The organism is Rhodococcus sp. EPR-157 (genome assembly GCF_001647195.1).
In the GTDB taxonomy this organism is placed as follows: Bacteria; Actinomycetota; Actinomycetes; order Mycobacteriales; family Mycobacteriaceae; genus Rhodococcoides.
In genome coordinates this window covers 1-16,681 of sequence record NZ_LVCV01000184.1, presented here as the reverse complement: position 1 = coordinate 16,681, position 16,681 = coordinate 1, and the positions used below count along the sequence as shown (strand labels likewise).

Below are 16,681 nucleotides of genomic sequence, written 5' to 3'. Positions count from 1 at the left end.
CGTTGCCATCGATCGTCGATTACGTCGTAGTCGGAGCAGGGTCGTCGGGAGCGGTGTTGGCCAACCGCCTCAGCGCCGACCCACGCAATACCGTCGTTCTGCTCGAAGCAGGTCCCCAGGACAAGAACAAGTTCGCGCACATTCCTGCTGCCTTCTCCAAGCTGTACCGAAGCGATGTCGATTGGAACTACGACTCGGAGCCGCAGCCGGAACTGAAGGGACGCAGCATCTTCTGGCCACGCGGCAAGATGCTCGGCGGATCCTCGTCGATGAACGCGATGATGTGGGTACGCGGATTCGCCGCCGACTACGACGAGTGGGCGACGCTCAGCGACTCGTCGTGGTCGTTCGAGAACATCGTGCCGTACTTCCGCAAGATCGAGAGCATCGAGGGCACGACAGCCCTCGATGCCGGCCGAAGCGGACCCATGATCGTGTCGAATCAGCGCAGCCCCCGGGCGCTCACCACATCGTTCCTCGACGCCGTACGACAGGCCGGCTACCCCGTCGAACCGGCGAACTTGCCTGAGCCCAAGGGCTTTTCGCAGACCATGGTCAACCAGAAGCGTGGCGCTCGCTGGAGTACTGCAGACGCATATCTCGCGCCGATTCGGAAGCGAGCCAATCTCACCGTACTCACCGAGGCTCACGCGTCGAAGATCGTGTTCGAGGGGTCCGCAGCCGTTGGTGTGGAATACATGTCCGACGGTCGGACGCACACCGTCCGGGCCGCCCGTGAAGTGGTCCTCGCCGGTGGTGCCGTGAACACCCCGCAGCTGCTGATGTTGTCGGGCATCGGCGACAAAGCGCAGCTCGAATCACACGGGATCGCGGTGCGGCATCACGCACCCCAGGTCGGACAGAACCTGACAGATCACCTGGCCGCATTGATCGGATGGAGCGTCGAGAACGATTCACTCTTCTTCGCCGAGAAGATTCCAGAGCTGGTGAACTACCTGGCTCGACGGCGCGGAATGCTGACCTCGAACGTCGCCGAGGCATACGGGTTCATCAAGAGCCGCGAGGATCTGTCGCTTCCCGACGTCGAACTCATCTATGCGCCAGCACCGTTCTTCGACGAAGGTCTCATTGCACCCGACGCCCATGCTGCAGTCATCGGGTCAGTTCTGCTGCGACCCGAAAGCCGCGGCGAGATCACACTTCGATCATCCGATCCGCTCGCGAAGCCGATCATCGACCCCCGTTACCTCAGCGATCCTGACGGTGCGGATCGGCAGGCGATGCTGGAGGGCCTGCGAGTGTGCACCGAGATAGCGTCGCAGCCTGCGTTGAAAAACTTGCTGGGCAACATCGTTCGCCCCAAGGATGCCGGGGACCTGTTGTCCGAAGCGCTCGAGCAGAACGCCCACACGCTTTACCACCCAGTGAGCACCTGCCGAATGGGCAACGACCCGTCGAGCGTCGTCAGCCCTGACCTGCGGGTTCGAGGGGTCGACAAGCTGAGGGTCGCGGATGCGTCGATCATGCCCACGATCATCCGTGGGCACACCCACGCTCCGAGCGTCCTGATCGGCGAGAAGGCGGCGGACCTGATTCTCGGCTAGAGATGCATCAGGGATTCGGACCCGTCGCCACGGGACGGGACGGATCGTTGGACCATTGCGACCACGAGCCGGGGAACAGTGCGGCGTCGATGCCCGCAATGGCAAGCGCCGCAACCTGATGGGCGGCCGTCACACCGGATCCGCAGTAGACGCCGACCGCTTCGATGTCGCCGAACTTGCGGCGCAGAACGTCGGCCGGGAGGAATCTGCCGTCGTCATCGAGATTGGTTGTTGTCGGCGCACTGATTGCGCCCGGGATGTGGCCTGCTTTCGGGTCAACCGGCTCGGTCTCGCCGCGGTAGCGTTCGGCCGCCCGGGCGTCGAGCAATGTTCCCGACTCCGCGAGAGCTGCGGCCTGGTCGGCAGTCAGGACCGGAAGGTGACCGGCACCGAGCTCGATGTCACCGGCCCCAGCGGCCAATTCCTCACCCTTGGCGGTGTCGAGCCCGGCCGCAATCCACGCCTTCAGACCGCCGTCGAGAAGTGACACCTGTTCGACGCCTGCCCACTTCAACAACCACCATGCCCGCGCGGCCGCCAGATTGCCCGTGTTGTCGTAGACAACGACAGGCACGCCGACGCTGATTCCCCACCGTCGCGCCGACGACTGCAAGTTCTCGATCGACGGTAGGGGGTGGCGGCCGAGCTCAGGTGCACCATGCGCGGCCAACTCGGTATCGAGGTCGACGAACACGGCACCGGGGATGTGCGCCTCGAGGTAGCGCTGATGCCCGGCGGAGTCACCGAGGGCCCAGCGGACGTCGAGTACCACCGGTGGAACCAGGCTGCCCAGCGCGGACTCAACGTCGGCGACGTCGCGGGTCACACTCATCGGCATTCTCCTTCGAAAGCATCGGCGTCTGGCGGGGTTGGGGTTGGGGGCCCAGCGTAGTGACCGAACGGCTGTTTGAGTCACTCAGAGTGACCGAACGGCTGTTTGAGTCACTCGGAGTGACCGAATGAGCCATTCGGTCACTCCGAGGGGGCCGCGACAACCAAACCGAACCCCCGGTTAGCGCCGAGGGGGGCGCGCGAGGTAACGGACCAGACTCGACCGGATCACGGATCGGTCACGGGCCTACTACGAGTGTTGAAAACGGACATTCTGGTCACCGAACTGGACAAAAAGGTGAGAGCCTGTGTCTACCAACGCGATTTGACGCACGGTTTTTTGGAACGGAACGCCTCCCGCGGCCGACCGCTCCTTCTCCACGCCGAATCGATTCGCTGCCACGAACCGGCTTCGCACCGGAACCAATCCAGATCGGCACCGGCGGCGAATCACCAACAACGCTCAAGAGATGAGCAACGAAAGGTAGATCCGACATGATCTCGATCCGTAAAGTCATGGCCGCCACTGCAGTTGGCGCAATGACGCTCGTGCCACTTGCTGCATGCTCCAGCGACGACTCCTCCATCACCGAGAGCAGCACCAGTTCGGCAGCGATGGAAACCACCGAAGCGATGCCCGAGCCTGCCGCCGAGGTCGACGACCTCAGCAACGGAGTCAGCACCGCAGTCGCTCTGGACCCCGGCTTCACAGGCGCACTGACGACGCTCGGCCTCACGCCAGGTGTCATCGGAACCGCCACTCTCGCAGATGGTTCCATCAGCTTCCCGATCACCGGCGGCAACGTGAAGTACTGGGAGCCCGGCACGGTCGATCCCTACGTCCAGGGTGAAATCATGCACGATGGGAGCGGATTGTCGCTCACCGCAGGCGAGACCGTCGTCGAGCTCACCGATTTCGACATCGATCCGGGCACGTCACTGCTCACCGGCACCGTCTCGGTCAACGGCGAGGTCGCAGCCGAAGACGCCGTCATCTTCGACCTCGACGGACGCACTCTGAACCCGTTGGCAACCGGTCCCGACAACACTGCCATCCTCCAGGGAACCCAGGTCAAGATCTCCGAGACCGCAGCCGGCCTGCTGAACGACACGTTCCAGACCGACGCTGTCACCCCCGGCCTGCTCGTCGGCGTTGCGACCATCACTGTCGCCACTGCCTAAATGTCCGCAGAACCCGAGCGCGCGCGGTCACCGCATATGGTGGCCTCGCGCGCTCGGGCGCGTGGCCAGTTCCGCTTCCACAGCCCCCGGAAGCTCCGCTTCGACAACCCCCGGAAGCTCCGCTTCCGCAGCCCACTGAGAGGCCCGTGGCTCACGTCGGTGTTCGGCGCTGTCCTGCTCGCCGGGTTGCCGATAGTGATCGTCACGGGGTTGTTGTCCTACATCGCATACGGGCCGCAGTTCGGTCAGGCGATGCCTGCAGATGTCGGGTGGCTTCGGCTTCCTCAGTTCGACTGGCCCACCGATCCTGCCTGGCTCTATCGACTCACCCAGGGACTGCATGTCGGCCTCGGGCTTGTTCTCGTTCCGATCGTCTTGGCGAAGCTGTGGTCGGTCATTCCCAAGCTGTTCGTCACACCGCCGATTCGATCGATAGCCGGCGCACTGGAACGTCTTTCGCTGATCGCCCTCGTCGGCGGGGTCTTGTTCGAGATCGTCACGGGAGTACTGAACATCCAGTACGACTACCTCTTCGGATTCAGTTTCTATACCGCCCACTACTGGGGCGCATGGGTCTTCATCGCCGGATTCGTCAGCCATGTGATCTTGAAGGCTCCGTTGATGATTCGCACCCTACGTCGACGTTCGTTGATACAGGTACTGCGAGACAAGCAGACCGAGCAAGAAGTCGGTGATTCCGATCTCATCGCTGCAGACCCCGACAAGCCCACGATCAGTCGCCGCGGCGCGCTGGCGCTCGTCGGTGGTGGCGCGGTGTTCGTCGCCGTACTCACGGCAGGACAGACCACCGGCGGGGTCCTTCGACACGCCGCGATTCTGCTGCCCCGCGGACGTTCGTACGGCGACGGGCCGAACGACTTCCAAATCAACCGAACAGCCGTCGCCGCAGGTATCGACGACGCGAACACCGGTGCGGACTGGGCACTCGAACTCATCAGCGGCGATACGAAGGTGACATTCGACCGCGACGCATTGCTTGGCATGGAGCAGTACACCGCCGAGCTCCCGATCGCCTGCGTAGAGGGATGGTCGACGGTGCAGACGTGGACGGGTGTGCGCCTTCGGGACCTGGCCGCGTACGCGGGCGTCGGGAACCTCGATTCGGCGCTGGTCTCCTCGATCGAGGAGAACGGGCCGTTCCGTCAGGCCGCACTGCAGTCCAATCAGGTTCTGCATCCGAATTCCTTGCTGGCGCTCCGTGTCAACGGCGCTGACCTGTCTCTCGACCATGGCTATCCAGCCCGCATCATCGTCCCGGCAATGCCGGGTGTGCACAACACCAAATGGGTCGCGGCCATCGAGTTCAGGTCATCGTGATCAGGCGACTGTACGGGGCGAGTCCGCTCCACCTACTCACACTCGGTTTCGCCTTCGCTCTCGTGGGATATGTCGTGTACGTGGCTGGCATTCAGACGTTCTGGAACAAAGACGTCTGGTGGCAGTCGATTGCCGTGTGGTTCGCCGGAGCCGTAGTCGCACATGATCTGGTGCTGTTCCCGCTGTATGCGATTGCCGATCGCTCACTCCGATTCGGGCTCGGTCGAACGCACCGCATGCGCGTCTCGCCACTGAACTATGTTCGCATTCCGACACTGGGGACTGCGCTGACCTTCGCGTTGTTCTTCCCCGGAATACTGCAGCAGGGATCGCAGACCTACGAGGCCGCAACCGGTTCGACTCAGGAGCCGTACCTCGGTCGCTGGCTGTTGCTGTCCGCGGCTCTGTTCGGAGTCAGTGCAGTCGCCTACGCCATCCGCCTTGCATCCTTCAGGAGAGACACATGACCGTTACAGCTGACGAGCTGTTTCGTCGGGCCTCCTCCGGCCTCCCGTGCTGGATGGGCCATTCCGACGGCTCGCGAGAGTCGCTTCCGATCGCACGATGGATGGGCGGCGAAGCGTCGACCCTCGAGGACCGAATCGCCGACTTCTCGATGATCGATCAATGCACGGGTCCTACCCTCGACTTGGGCTGCGGTCCAGGTCGGCTCACCGAAGGGCTTGCACGACGCGGCATCTCGGCCCTGGGCGTCGACACCTCCCGCAAGGCCGTCGATCTCACCGTCAACCGCGGGGGTCGAGCGGTACTGCGGGATCTGTTCGAACCCTTGCCGAACGTAGGCGAATGGGACAGTGTGCTGCTGGCCGACGGCAACATCGGCATCGGGGGCGATCCGGTTCGATTGCTACGCAGGGCCGCTGAGCTGATTCGGCCGGGAGGATCCGTGATCGCCGAGGTCGATGCACCTGGCGACGATCGCGTCCTCACACAGACAGTGCGTTGGGAGACCGACACGACGGTCGGCGACTGGTTTGCCTGGGCGCGTGTCAGCGTGGATGCGACATCCGGGTTGGCGCAGGCCGCAGGACTTTCAGTCGTCGACATCGCGCCGATTCACGGTCGGTACTTTGCGCGGCTACGATCTTCCCCGGTGAGTGGGTAGGTAGTGCGCGCACTTCGGTCACCAGTTCGTGAACAAGAGATGATTGATCGCGAGCGCAGCGGACACCTGCAGCGTCAGCCAGAACTTGTGCGTGCGCTGAGGCAGAACGGCCGGAGCGAGCAGCATCCACATCGCGAACGGCAGCCAGATGCGTTCGGTCTCGGCCTTGCTCAGTTGACTCAAATCTGCCATCACGACGGCTGCGAGTGCGCCGATGACCAGCAAGTTGATCGGCGCGGCCTTGGTGAAGATCCGTGGGAACGCCGCCGGTACCGCCACCCCTACTGCGCAGAACAACGCGGCAATGTTCGCCCATCCCCAGTACTCGAACGGCCGGTCCAACGCGATGCCCTGGTAGTAGCGTTCCTGGACCAGCTCGTAGCCGTCGAACCACCAGAACCCGTACGCGGTGAAGATGGCAGTGACCACCAGCGCACCCGCCACGGCACCGACGAGCGGCCATGCCGTGCGCGCTGCGATCAGCACTGCGATGGCGGGCAGTCCCATCAACACGAGCCCGTAGTTCAGATAGATCCCGAACCCGAGAAGCACACCCGCCGCGAACGATGCCGGCCACCGGTGCGCTCGGGTGGAGATGGCGAGCAGCGCGATGCCCCACGCCACGACACCCATGTAGAAGGCGTCCGCGGACACAGCCACCCAGATGGCCGCCGGCGCCAACACTGCGAAGGGCGCCGCTCGACGAGCCATCGTCTCGTCCCCGAGTGCACGCACCGCGACGATGACGGCGACGGCCGCGCTTGTCCCGACGACAACACACAGAGTCGCAGCCCAAGCGCCTCCACTGAGCCCGAGGCGGTCGAGCCACACGAATGTCAACAACGCGCCTGGCGGATGTCCGGAGACGTGCGTCGTCCACGAGTCTGCCTGGTAGTCGAGAATCCTCTCCGAAAATCCACGCAACGTCGCCGGGATGTCGGTGACACCGGGCACCTCGTGCAGGTACTCGTCCGTGGACGCAAGCCGGGTGGTGAAGCCACGTCGCCAGCCGTCGATCATCGCCAGCGACATCGTCCAGGCAGCAGAGGCGGCCCACACCAGAGCAAGGAGTCGGCGCCACGGCAATCTGCGCGCAAGATCCGGACCCCACAGAACGCCGGTCACGGCGATCAGGATCGCGAACGGCGTCCCCCAGCCGTAGTGGAACTCACGAAAGCCGAAAAGAGGTGCAGCATCCGCGAAATCGCGTACTTGCTGTGGTGTTCTGTTGATGATCGGAGTGACCAGTTCGTTGCCCAGGTACGGCACGACGAACGCGACCGCCACGAGCACGAGAGCCACTGTTGCGGCGAGAGACTCTCTCCAGTAGCGGATAGCGTTCACCTTTTCCCTAGTGCGACTTACTCTCGCGCCCAGCATAGAAGAGAATGACATCATGACGACAGCACTCACGCCGGGGCATCATCGCGCGGACATCGCCGTGATCGGCGGAAGCGGCTTCTACTCGTTCTTCGGCGAGGACGCCGAGAGCATTCAGATCGATACTCCTTACGGATCGACCAGTGGCCCGATCACCATCGGTGACGTCGCCGGCCGGCCGGTTGCTTTCCTGCCACGCCACGGCGTCGCCCACGAGTACGCCCCGCATACGCTGCCGTACCGGGCGAACATGTGGGCCCTGCGGACGATCGGTGTTCAACGCGTGTTCGCCCCGTGCGCCGTCGGAAGCCTTGTCCCTGAGCTCGGTCCGGGAACCGTCGTCGTGCCGGATCAACTCGTGGACCGAACGAACGGACGCATCCAGACTTACTTCGACAACGGCGGCATCCACGTCGAGTTCGCAGATCCGTACTGCCGAGACCTTCGCGACGCCGCGCTGCAGGACGGAGTCGTCGACGGCGGGACGATGGTGGTCGTCGAAGGTCCGCGCTTCTCCACCCGCGCGGAAAGCCAATGGTTCGCCAGGCAGGGGTGGACGTTGGTGAACATGACCGGACATCCCGAAGCGGTGCTGGCGCGCGAACTCGAACTCTGTTACACGCCGATCGCACTCGTCACCGATCTCGACGCGGGAATCGAAGCAGGACAGGGTGTTCGAGCAGTAGATGTCTTCGCAGAGTTCCAGAAGAACATCGAACCCTTGAAAGCTCTGGTTCGAGGAGCGATCGGGGCCGCACTCATGGGACCGTGCGAGTCGTGCCGCGTCCACGACGGCATCGCTCTACCGATCGAGCTACCATGACGCGTGTACTTCTGACCGGTGCAGCCGGTTTCATCGGAAGCCACATTCTGTCTGCCCTCTCTCCGACATTCGACGTCGTCGCCATCGACGCGATGCTGGCCTCCGCCCACGGGACCGAGAACCGACCCGACGGAATCGACCGCGTGGACGTTCGCGACCACGACGCCCTCGTCACGTTGCTCGAGAACACCGATGTCGTGTGCCACCAAGCAGCAGTGGTCGGCGCAGGCGTCGACGCCGCAGACGCCCCGGCCTACGCGAGCCACAACGACTTCGGTACCGCGGTTCTTTTGTCCGCCATGGCCGAAGCTGGCTGCAGACGACTGGTTCTGGCATCGTCGATGGTGGTCTACGGGGAAGGTAAGTATTGCAACCCATCCGGACACGTCGTGACGCCAGGGCCCCGCACCGAGCTCGGGGTCGGGCAGTTCGACAACACCGATCCCGACACCGGCGAGGTGTTGGATTGGGCTCCGGTGACCGAGGATTCGGCGTTGCGTCCACGTAGCACGTACGCCGCGAGCAAAGTTGCGCAGGAGAACTACGCCCTGGCGTGGACGCTGGCGACAGGCGGGTCCGTGACCGCACTGCGCTACCACAACGTGTACGGCCCCCACATGCCGCGCAACACACCGTACTCGGGCGTCGCGGCGATGTTCCGGTCCTCACTCGAGGCCGGGCAACCTCCCCAGGTCTACGAGGATGGCAAACAGCTCCGAGATTTCGTCCACGTATCCGATATCGCTGCCGCGAACGCGTTGTCGATCTCGGCCGATCTCCCCGGATTCACAGCACTGAATGTGTCCTCGGGACAGCCGATCACGATCGGCGAAGTCGCACAGACACTATCCGACGCGTGTGACGGACCCGCCCCTGAGATCACCGGAAAGTACCGGTCCGGCGACGTTCGGCATATCGTGGCAAGTCCCGAACTGGCCCGCGAGAAAATCGGCTTCAGTGCGGCGATCCCGCCCGACGTCGGACTTTGCGAGTTCGCGACGGCACCTCTGCGCGACGCCGAAGGCACGGGCGCCCCACGTGTCTGACGTGACCGTGATCATCCCGTGCATGAACGAGGCAGGTTCGCTGCCGGGGGTTCTCGCGCGCATTCCCGACAGCTATCGCGTCCTCGTCGTGGACAACAACTCGACAGACGATACCGCGAACGTAGCGGCGAGCCTCGGCGCCACCGTGATCCATGAACCCGTCCCAGGTTATGGATCCGCGGTCCACGCGGGCGTCACCGCTGCCGACTCCGAGGTCGTGTGCGTGCTCGACGGCGACGGATCGATGGATCCGCAGGACCTGCCGCCTCTCGTTGCTGCCCTAGAGCACGCCGACCTCGCAGTCGGACGACGCAGGGGCGGCAACTCACCTCTCCACGCTCGGCTGGGGAATACTGTTCTGTCCATGAGGCTTCGGACCAAGTACTCGCTCCCGGTCCATGATCTGGGTGCCATTCGTGCGGTGCGCAGACAAGCCCTTCTCGACTTGAATGTCAGCGATCGACGCTCCGGCTACCCATTGCAACTGCTCGTTCTCGCATCGAAGGCGGGCTGGACCGTCACCGAACTGGACGTGTCGTACAACCCCCGCACCGCAGGGGTATCCAAGGTGTCCGGTTCGGTCAGAGGGACTGTCGTTGCGGTACGGGACTTCTGGAAGGTACTGAAGTGAAGGTCACTGCACTTGTCGTCGCGAAGGCGCCCGTCGCCGGACTCGCCAAGACACGGCTCGCGGCAACCCTCGGCGACGACGCTGCCGCCGACATCGCAGCCGCCGCCTTGCTGGACACCCTCGACGCCGTGTCCGCAACCGGCTTCGACACCCGAATCGTCGCGATGACAGGCGATCTCGCCAACGCGAGTCGTCGAGAAGAACTGGAAGCGGCGTTGGCGTCGTACACGGTGGTGGAGCAGCGCGGAGAGAGCTTCGCCGAACGATTGCGGTACGCGCACGAAGACGCGGCGGGCGACCCGGTGTTCCAGATCGGCATGGATACCCCGCAGGTGCATCCAGCGCTACTGGCATCGTCGGCCGAGCTCCTCACCGGGACCGGGCACTCGGTTCTCGGTATGGCCGAGGACGGCGGATGGTGGGCGCTCGGACTACCTGATCCGACGCTGGCCCGGGCGTTGCTCGGCGTCCCCATGTCGACGCCGGACACCGGGGCGCGCACGCTGGACGTGTTACGCGCGCTCGGTGCACAGATCGAAGCGCTGCCGGTCCTGCGCGACGTCGACCACGAGAGCGACCTGCGACCCGTCGCGGCCGAGTGCGCGCCGGGCAGTCGCTTCCGGGACGCGGTGCATCGGTACGCGCCGTGAGACAGGGTCAGGGAAGAAATGGGAACGGTTCGGCGCTGCGGGTTCTTGCCGGGGCTCCGCCCCAGTGGCACGGTTAAGCGCACTCCAGTGCACTTAACCGTGCCACTGCGGCGGAGCCGCAATACGGTAGTTTGAGGAACTATGGGGAATGATTACTACACCGCCGAGCAGGTCGCCGAACTCCTCGGACTGCACGTGCGGACGGTACGCAACTACATCCAGGACGGCCGGTTGCCGGCGGTGCGGATCGGAAAGCAATACCGCATCACCCCAGACGGTCTGGCCGCACTGACCGGCGGCGAAGCCCCGACCGCAGCCATCCGCGTCGACGTCACTGCCGTCGTCGATGTGGAGAACATCGACGAACAAACCGCATCGCGGCTCGCACTCTTTCTGTCCACATCGGCGACCGGCCGCGGCCCCAGCGACAGACGTCTGAAGATCGACACCGGATACGACGCGAATGCCGCCACGTTGAAGGTGATCGTCATCGGCGGAGGAAGCGATACCTCGGACGTTCTTCGTCTGATCGACACCTTCGTCGAGGGCAGTCGATGAACATCCTCTACCTCGACCGGTCGGGACCGCTGCTGTCGTCCGAATCCGACGCGCTCGATCTCGTCGGCGACGCATACGGGATGGACGCCTCCGTGGTCGTTGTTCCCCTCGCGCGACTACATTCGGACTTTTTCGATCTCAGCACCCGGATCGCAGGAGAATTTGTGCAAAAGCTGGTGAACTACCGGATTCGACTCGTGATCGAGGGCGACATCAGCCTGTTGACGAACACCAGCGAGCCCCTCCGTGCATTCGTGGCCGAGTCCAATCGGGGGCCACACATTTGGTTCGTTCCCGATCGGTTATCTCTCCAGGACCGGATTGCAACAATCCAATAGCAGCTTTCGCAGCTTTTTCACAGGACAGAGTGCTACAAACGACGTGTGACCGGGGTACTGATTGGCGTAGCGATATGGCTGGCGGTGGCATTGCTCGTTGCCATCGTGCTCGGCCGTGTCTCGCGGCGTGCCGACAGCGAAGAACTGGGCTCTACGCTGAATTGGGACACGGAGGACATCGAAGAGTCCGTCCCGCACGATCGCTAGCCCTATTCGATCCGCTCCACCATTCGAATCAAGATGTCCGACGCCTTGGCCAACGCAACCCGTTGACTGTCGGTGAGCGACTCCAGCTGCTCGGCGAGCACTCGCTCTCGCTCCGCGACATCGTCACTGGCAATTCGACGGCCTTCCTCGGTGAGTGTCAGCATCACCTGCCGCCGATCGGTGGGATGCGGAACCCGCCCGAGCAAGCCCATTTCCACCAGCGCATGCGATGAACGTGACACCGACGGTGGCTTGATCCGCTCACGAGACGCCAGCTCGCGCGTCGTCATCGGCCCTTCGCGAAAGATGGTCGTCAAGATGGACAGCTGCCCGACGGGGATTCTGTCGCTGGTGTGCCGCAGCCGAAGCCTCCGATTCAGTCGCAACGCCGAGACGGAAAGGTCCCTGGCCAGGTACATGTCCGATTCGGAGCTCATTCGCTCAGGTTAGCGCGCCTTACCATCGACCCCCGTTCCCGGCCGTGCCAACTCGCTCCGTCATCGACCTTGTCCCCGGTATTGCCGCCCAAAACAATCTACTGGGCTACAATTCCGGCGGTTCGAGACCTTGCGACCGGATTTTGCCTGGGGGGCTTTGTGAAGCGTTCGACGACGATGCTCATCACCGTGCTGGTGTCGTCTCTGGTCGTTGTCGGCTCTGCCGCAGCCAACCCCAATGCAATCAATCCAATCCCCGTGCTCAACGGGACCTTCGGGGTTCCCCAGCTGAGCGGCCGTACAGTCGCCGTCGCCCAGACCACCGGTATGTCGAGCACGAACGAGACACAGAACTTCAACATGCTCGGAACCGATCTCGGCATCATGTGGGACAACGGAAACGGTGAAGTCCTGACAGCCTTCGGTGACACCGCCGGGCTCGGCGCGCCGAACCTTCTTCAGGGCAGTCTCTGGTCCTGGCGCAGCAACGCCATCGTCCGCAGCCACGACGGCAACCTCGCGGACGGAATGACGTTCGACAGCGTCGTCAAAGATCCGATCGGCCAATCGAAAGAAGTGGTTCCGAGCCCGAAGATTCCGTTCGTCGAGATCAGCCGAATCCCCACCGCGGGCGTCGCAGTGGGACCGAATCAGTTCATGAGTCTGATGTCGGTCAACAACTGGGGCACACCCGGCCGATGGGAGACGAACTACTCCGGGCTCGCCGTGTCGGGTGACAACGGCGAAAGCTGGGCGCCCGTGCCGGAGACTCAGCGACCGAGCGAAGGCGGGAATCGAAACTTCCAGCAAACCGCTTTCCTGAAAGACGGCGGGTTCGTCTACCAGTATGGAACCCCGCCCGGACGGGGCAACCTCGGCCACGTCGCCAGGGTTCCCGAGAAAGACATCCTCGACCTCGGCGAGTACGAGTACTGGAACGGGCACGAATGGAGGAAGAACGACCCCGCGGCTGCCGCTCCCATCGTCGGTGGCGTCGGTGAGCTGTCCGTTGCGTACAACCAGCATCTGGGGCAGTACCTGATGCTCACCACGGACCCGTTCGACTCCATCGTCATGCGGCGATCACCCACCCCGGTCGGTCCGTGGAGTGCGCCGGAGGTTCTCGTCGACACACGTGAACTGCCGAGTGCCTACGCGCCGTTCATCCACCCGTGGTCCACGGGATCCGACCTCTACTTTCTTGCCACCGTGCACCGCAACTACAACGTCGTACTACTCCGAACGACGCTGTAGTTACGTGGACCGAGACCTCGGCCGCATACTCGACTCCATGGATGCCTCGGCCTGGGACGCAAAATACTCCGCCGCAGATCTCGTGTACGGCGCTCCGCCCAATCAGACCCTCGTCGAGTTCGCAACGACTCTCCCACGAGGAAGGGCGTTGGATCTGGCCTCGGGTGAAGGCCGAAATGCGCTGTGGCTGGCCACCCGTGGTTGGGAGGTGACAGCCGTCGACTTCTCCGCCGTCGGACTCACCAAGGGCCACCGGATCGCATCGAAGTCCCCGAAGTCCGTCCAGACCCGACTCACCTGGGTCCACGCGGATGTGACCACCGTCCTACCCGAGCCCGAATATGACTTGGTGCTCATGCTCTATCTACATCTGCCCCAGGAGCAACGTCGCACAGTGATCCACAACGCAATCGGTGGCCTGAAACCTGATGGAATCCTCATGATTCTCGGTCACCACTCGTCGAATATCGCCGACGGGGTGGGCGGGCCACAGGATCCCGAAATACTCTACACGCCAGAGCAATTGGCATCAGATGTCGGCGGACGCGCCACCATTCTCCGGTGCGAAAAGCGATTGAGAACCACACCCGACGGCACCGCAATCGATTCGTTACTACTGGCCGGTAGGTCCGGCCTTGGCAGCGGAGCCGATCGGGAGTAATATCGCTCTATGTTACCGACGAGTAGCTAACTTGGGCGGTACTTACGAGACCGCACCACCGACTGGAGAGCGAACACGCAATGGGCCATTACAAGAGCAACCTTCGGGATCTCGAGTTCAATCTGTTCGAACTGTTCGGACTCGACCAGTCCCTCGCGGGCGAGAACTTCGGCGACCTCGACGGCGAGGCGGCCCGCGACATGCTGCGCGAGGTCGTACGGCTGGCGGAAGGCCCCTTGGCCGAATCCTTCGCCGAGTCGGACCGCACTCCCCCCGTGTTCGACCCCGAAACACACACCGTAACGCTGCCGGACGCCTTCAAGAAGTCGTTCAAGGCGCTGTACGACGGCGAGTGGTGGCGCGTCGGTCTGGACGAGGAAGTCGGCGGCATCCCCGCGCCTCGCACGCTCGGCTGGGCCATCAACGAGCTGCTGCTCGGCGCCAACCCGGCTGCGTTCATGTACTCCGCAGGTCCCGGCTTCGCCAATGTGCTGTTCCACAACGGCACGGATGAGCAGAAGGAATGGGCCAAGGTCATCGTCGAGCGCCGGTGGGCTGCCACCATGGTGCTCACCGAGCCCGACGCCGGATCCGACGTCGGCGCAGGCCGCACCAAGGCGATCAAGCAGGAAGACGGTTCCTGGCACATCGAGGGCGTCAAGCGCTTCATCACCTCGGCCGTCTCCGACGACCTGTTCGAGAACACGATGCACCTCGTCCTCGCGCGCCCCGAAGGCGCCGGACCGGGCACCAAAGGCCTGAGCCTGTTCTATGTCCCCAACACTCACTTCGACTTCGACAAGGGCGAACTCGGCGAGCGCAACGGCGTCTTCGTCACCGGTGTCGAGCACAAGATGGGCCTCAAGGCCTCGACCACCTGCGAGCTCACCTTCGGTGGCCACGGAATCGCCGCACAGGGTTGGCTCGTCGGCGAGGTTCACAAGGGCATTGCCCAGATGTTCGACGTCATCGAGCACGCACGAATGATGGTCGGCACCAAGGCAATCGCCACCCTCTCCACCGGCTACCTCAACGCGCTCGAGTACGCCAAGGAGCGCGTCCAGGGCGCCGACCTGACGCAGATGACGGACAAGACCGCGCCGCGCGTCACCATCACCCATCACCCCGACGTGCGCCGCAGCCTCATGACGCAGAAGGCATACGCCGAGGGCCTGCGTGCGGTCTACCTCTACACCGCCGCACACCAGGATCCGATCACGGCGAAGCAGGTTTCCGACGCAGACGAGGACATCGCCTACCGCGTCAACGACCTGCTGCTTCCGATCGTCAAGGGCGTCGGCTCGGAGATCGCCTACCGCCAGCTGGCCGAGTCGCTGCAGACGCTCGGTGGGTCCGGATTCCTTCAGGACTACCCGATCGAGCAGTACATCCGCGACTCGAAGATCGACTCGCTGTACGAGGGCACCACGGCCATCCAGGCGCAGGACTTCTTCTTCCGCAAGATCGCCCGTGACCGTGGCGTCGCACTCGCTCATGTCGCCGGACAGATCAAGTCGTTCATCGACAGCGAAGCCGGCAACGGCCGTCTCAAGGCCGAGCGTGCTCTGCTCGCTACCGCACTCGAAGATGTGCAGGCCATCGTCACCACGATGACCCAGCAGCTCATGGGTGCACAGGAGCAGCCGACCGAGCTGTACAAGGTCGGACTCGCGTCGGTGCGTTTCCTCATGGCTTTCGGAGATCTGCTCATCGGTTGGCTTCTTCTGCGTCAGGCCGAGATTGCCATCGCGGCACTCGACAACGGCGCGGAAGGCAAGGACAAGTCGTTCTACGAGGGCAAGGTCGCCGTCGCGTCGTTCTTCGCGAAGAACGTTCTGCCGGAGCTGACCGCAACCCGCGGCATCCTCACCAACATCGATCTCGACGTCATGGAGCTCGACGAAGCTGCATTCTGATTCTGCACTGACGAAGGCCGCAACCTTTTCCAAGGTTGCGGCCTTCGTCGTTTCTCGCGTGTGGAGTAGGTGCCGCCCGAATTGTCAGCTATCAGTTGCGCATCCAGCAATTCCGCGCGCGCCTGAGGTCACGCCTGCAGTTTGCGGAACTTACTACCGTGGAAAATGATCGGGTCTATCTCGCTCTGCACTTTCAGGGAATGGATGCGCAGCAGAACGATTGCATGATCGCCGGCCGGTACCTGCTGTTCGATCGTGGTGTCGAGCCACGCGGTCGCGCCCTCGATGAATACCGCACCTTTGTCGGTGGTCTGCAGATCGAGACCTGCGAACCGGTCACCCGTCTTTGCAGCCAGGGTGCGGGCGGCGTCGTTGTGCGCCTCACCCAGAACACTGACGCCGATACTGTGCAGGCCCTCGAGCTTGGGCCACGTCGTCGAGGTGTTCTGAATGCATACCGCGACGAGCGGCGGTTCGATGGACACCGCGACGAAACTGCTCGCCGCAAGCCCGACGGGAACACCATCGATCTCGGCTGCGACGGCAACGACTCCGCTGGGGAACTGCGCATAGGCCTGACGGAGAGTGGCCTGGTCGAGATCGGTGTGTGTCAAGGTCATACCGGAGTTCCCTTTCGTGCGTCTGTGCAGCTGTGATGACGGGTCCCCATCGCCGCACACGGTCCACGATACGAGTGTCGGTGCCCGATGCGGTGTCGAGCAAATACTGAAACGGTCT

At 63.4% G+C, this 16,681-nt stretch carries 19 protein-coding genes; 15 read left to right on the top strand and 4 right to left on the bottom strand.

Annotated features, from left to right (window positions below):
• The first annotated feature begins 2 nt into the window (after nt 1-2).
• Nucleotides 3-1,565, top strand: coding sequence for a GMC family oxidoreductase (locus A2J03_RS08305; RefSeq protein ID WP_068371995.1), 1,563 nt, complete (start codon nt 3-5; stop codon nt 1,563-1,565).
• Between the two features lie 7 nt (nt 1,566-1,572).
• On the opposite strand, the gene A2J03_RS08300 is transcribed toward A2J03_RS08305, so the two are convergent.
• Complete coding sequence (locus A2J03_RS08300) at nt 1,573-2,403, bottom strand: sulfurtransferase (RefSeq protein ID WP_197480674.1); 831 nt, start codon at nt 2,401-2,403, stop codon at nt 1,573-1,575.
• Nucleotides 2,404-2,891: 488 nt separating this feature from the next.
• Between A2J03_RS08300 and A2J03_RS08295 the strand changes: the two genes are divergently transcribed.
• Genes A2J03_RS08295 through A2J03_RS08280 form a run of 4 tightly spaced genes read left to right on the top strand, consistent with a single transcriptional unit; the run spans nt 2,892 to nt 6,042 of the window.
• Complete coding sequence (locus A2J03_RS08295; RefSeq protein ID WP_068371989.1) at nt 2,892-3,578, top strand: hypothetical protein; 687 nt, start codon at nt 2,892-2,894, stop codon at nt 3,576-3,578.
• The gene (locus A2J03_RS08290; RefSeq protein ID WP_231912428.1) at nt 3,579-4,916 is read left to right on the top strand and encodes a molybdopterin-dependent oxidoreductase; all 1,338 of its coding nucleotides are present in this window, start codon (nt 3,579-3,581) and stop codon (nt 4,914-4,916) included.
• Nucleotides 4,916-5,383, top strand: coding sequence for a hypothetical protein (locus A2J03_RS08285; protein ID WP_082897682.1), 468 nt, complete (start codon nt 4,916-4,918; stop codon nt 5,381-5,383). The genes A2J03_RS08290 and A2J03_RS08285 overlap by 1 nt, the downstream gene beginning before the upstream one ends.
• The gene (locus A2J03_RS08280; RefSeq protein ID WP_068371983.1) at nt 5,380-6,042 is read left to right on the top strand and encodes a class I SAM-dependent methyltransferase; all 663 of its coding nucleotides are present in this window, start codon (nt 5,380-5,382) and stop codon (nt 6,040-6,042) included. Before A2J03_RS08285 ends, A2J03_RS08280 begins: the two co-directional genes overlap by 4 nt.
• An 18-nt stretch (nt 6,043-6,060) precedes the next feature.
• Here A2J03_RS08280 and A2J03_RS08275 read toward each other — a convergent pair whose 3' ends face one another.
• Nucleotides 6,061-7,422, bottom strand: coding sequence for a hypothetical protein (locus A2J03_RS08275; RefSeq protein ID WP_068371980.1), 1,362 nt, complete (start codon nt 7,420-7,422; stop codon nt 6,061-6,063).
• Between the two features lie 16 nt (nt 7,423-7,438).
• Here A2J03_RS08275 and A2J03_RS08270 point away from each other — a divergent pair, with 16 nt between their 5' ends.
• The 7 genes from A2J03_RS08270 (at nt 7,439) to A2J03_RS30955 (ending at nt 11,675) form a co-directional block, all read left to right on the top strand.
• Complete coding sequence (locus A2J03_RS08270) at nt 7,439-8,245, top strand: S-methyl-5'-thioadenosine phosphorylase (protein WP_068371977.1); 807 nt, start codon at nt 7,439-7,441, stop codon at nt 8,243-8,245.
• Complete coding sequence (locus A2J03_RS08265) at nt 8,242-9,291, top strand: NAD-dependent epimerase/dehydratase family protein (RefSeq protein WP_068371974.1); 1,050 nt, start codon at nt 8,242-8,244, stop codon at nt 9,289-9,291. Before A2J03_RS08270 ends, A2J03_RS08265 begins: the two co-directional genes overlap by 4 nt.
• A complete protein-coding gene (locus A2J03_RS08260) occupies nt 9,284-9,922 on the top strand; it encodes a glycosyltransferase family 2 protein (protein WP_197480673.1) in 639 nt (212 codons plus the stop codon). Before A2J03_RS08265 ends, A2J03_RS08260 begins: the two co-directional genes overlap by 8 nt.
• Nucleotides 9,919-10,572, top strand: a complete 654-nt coding sequence (locus tag A2J03_RS08255; RefSeq protein WP_068371971.1) for a TIGR04282 family arsenosugar biosynthesis glycosyltransferase — start codon at nt 9,919-9,921, stop codon at nt 10,570-10,572. The genes A2J03_RS08260 and A2J03_RS08255 overlap by 4 nt, the downstream gene beginning before the upstream one ends.
• A gap of 141 nt (nt 10,573-10,713) precedes the next feature.
• Nucleotides 10,714-11,130: a helix-turn-helix domain-containing protein gene (locus A2J03_RS08250; protein ID WP_068371968.1), complete on the top strand. Its 417-nt coding sequence runs from the start codon at nt 10,714-10,716 to the stop codon at nt 11,128-11,130.
• Nucleotides 11,127-11,468, top strand: a complete 342-nt coding sequence (locus A2J03_RS08245) for a DUF4180 domain-containing protein (protein WP_068371965.1) — start codon at nt 11,127-11,129, stop codon at nt 11,466-11,468. The genes A2J03_RS08250 and A2J03_RS08245 overlap by 4 nt, the downstream gene beginning before the upstream one ends.
• A gap of 45 nt (nt 11,469-11,513) precedes the next feature.
• Entirely contained in the window at nt 11,514-11,675 is a 162-nt protein-coding gene (locus tag A2J03_RS30955; protein ID WP_197480672.1) for a hypothetical protein, read from the top strand.
• Nucleotides 11,676-11,677: 2 nt separating this feature from the next.
• Here the strand turns inward: A2J03_RS30955 and A2J03_RS08240 are convergent, their stop codons facing one another.
• Nucleotides 11,678-12,112 carry a MarR family transcriptional regulator gene (locus A2J03_RS08240; RefSeq protein ID WP_068371963.1) on the bottom strand — a complete coding sequence of 145 codons (435 nt, stop codon included), beginning with the start codon at nt 12,110-12,112 and terminating at the stop codon, nt 11,678-11,680.
• 177 nt (nt 12,113-12,289) lie between these two features.
• On the opposite strand from A2J03_RS08240, the gene A2J03_RS08235 reads away from it, so the two are divergent.
• From A2J03_RS08235 to A2J03_RS08225, 3 genes are all read left to right on the top strand, one after another.
• Nucleotides 12,290-13,366: a DUF4185 domain-containing protein gene (locus tag A2J03_RS08235; RefSeq protein ID WP_082897679.1), complete on the top strand. Its 1,077-nt coding sequence runs from the start codon at nt 12,290-12,292 to the stop codon at nt 13,364-13,366.
• Between the two features lie 37 nt (nt 13,367-13,403).
• Nucleotides 13,404-14,027, top strand: a complete 624-nt coding sequence (locus A2J03_RS08230) for a class I SAM-dependent methyltransferase (protein ID WP_068372035.1) — start codon at nt 13,404-13,406, stop codon at nt 14,025-14,027.
• A gap of 80 nt (nt 14,028-14,107) precedes the next feature.
• Nucleotides 14,108-15,943, top strand: coding sequence for an acyl-CoA dehydrogenase (locus A2J03_RS08225; RefSeq protein ID WP_068371956.1), 1,836 nt, complete (start codon nt 14,108-14,110; stop codon nt 15,941-15,943).
• Nucleotides 15,944-16,071: 128 nt separating this feature from the next.
• Here A2J03_RS08225 and A2J03_RS08220 read toward each other — a convergent pair whose 3' ends face one another.
• On the bottom strand, nt 16,072-16,563 hold the full coding sequence (locus tag A2J03_RS08220; RefSeq protein ID WP_068371953.1) for a flavin reductase family protein: 492 nt from the start codon (nt 16,561-16,563) through the stop codon (nt 16,072-16,074).
• Between the last annotated feature and the right edge of the window lie 118 nt (nt 16,564-16,681).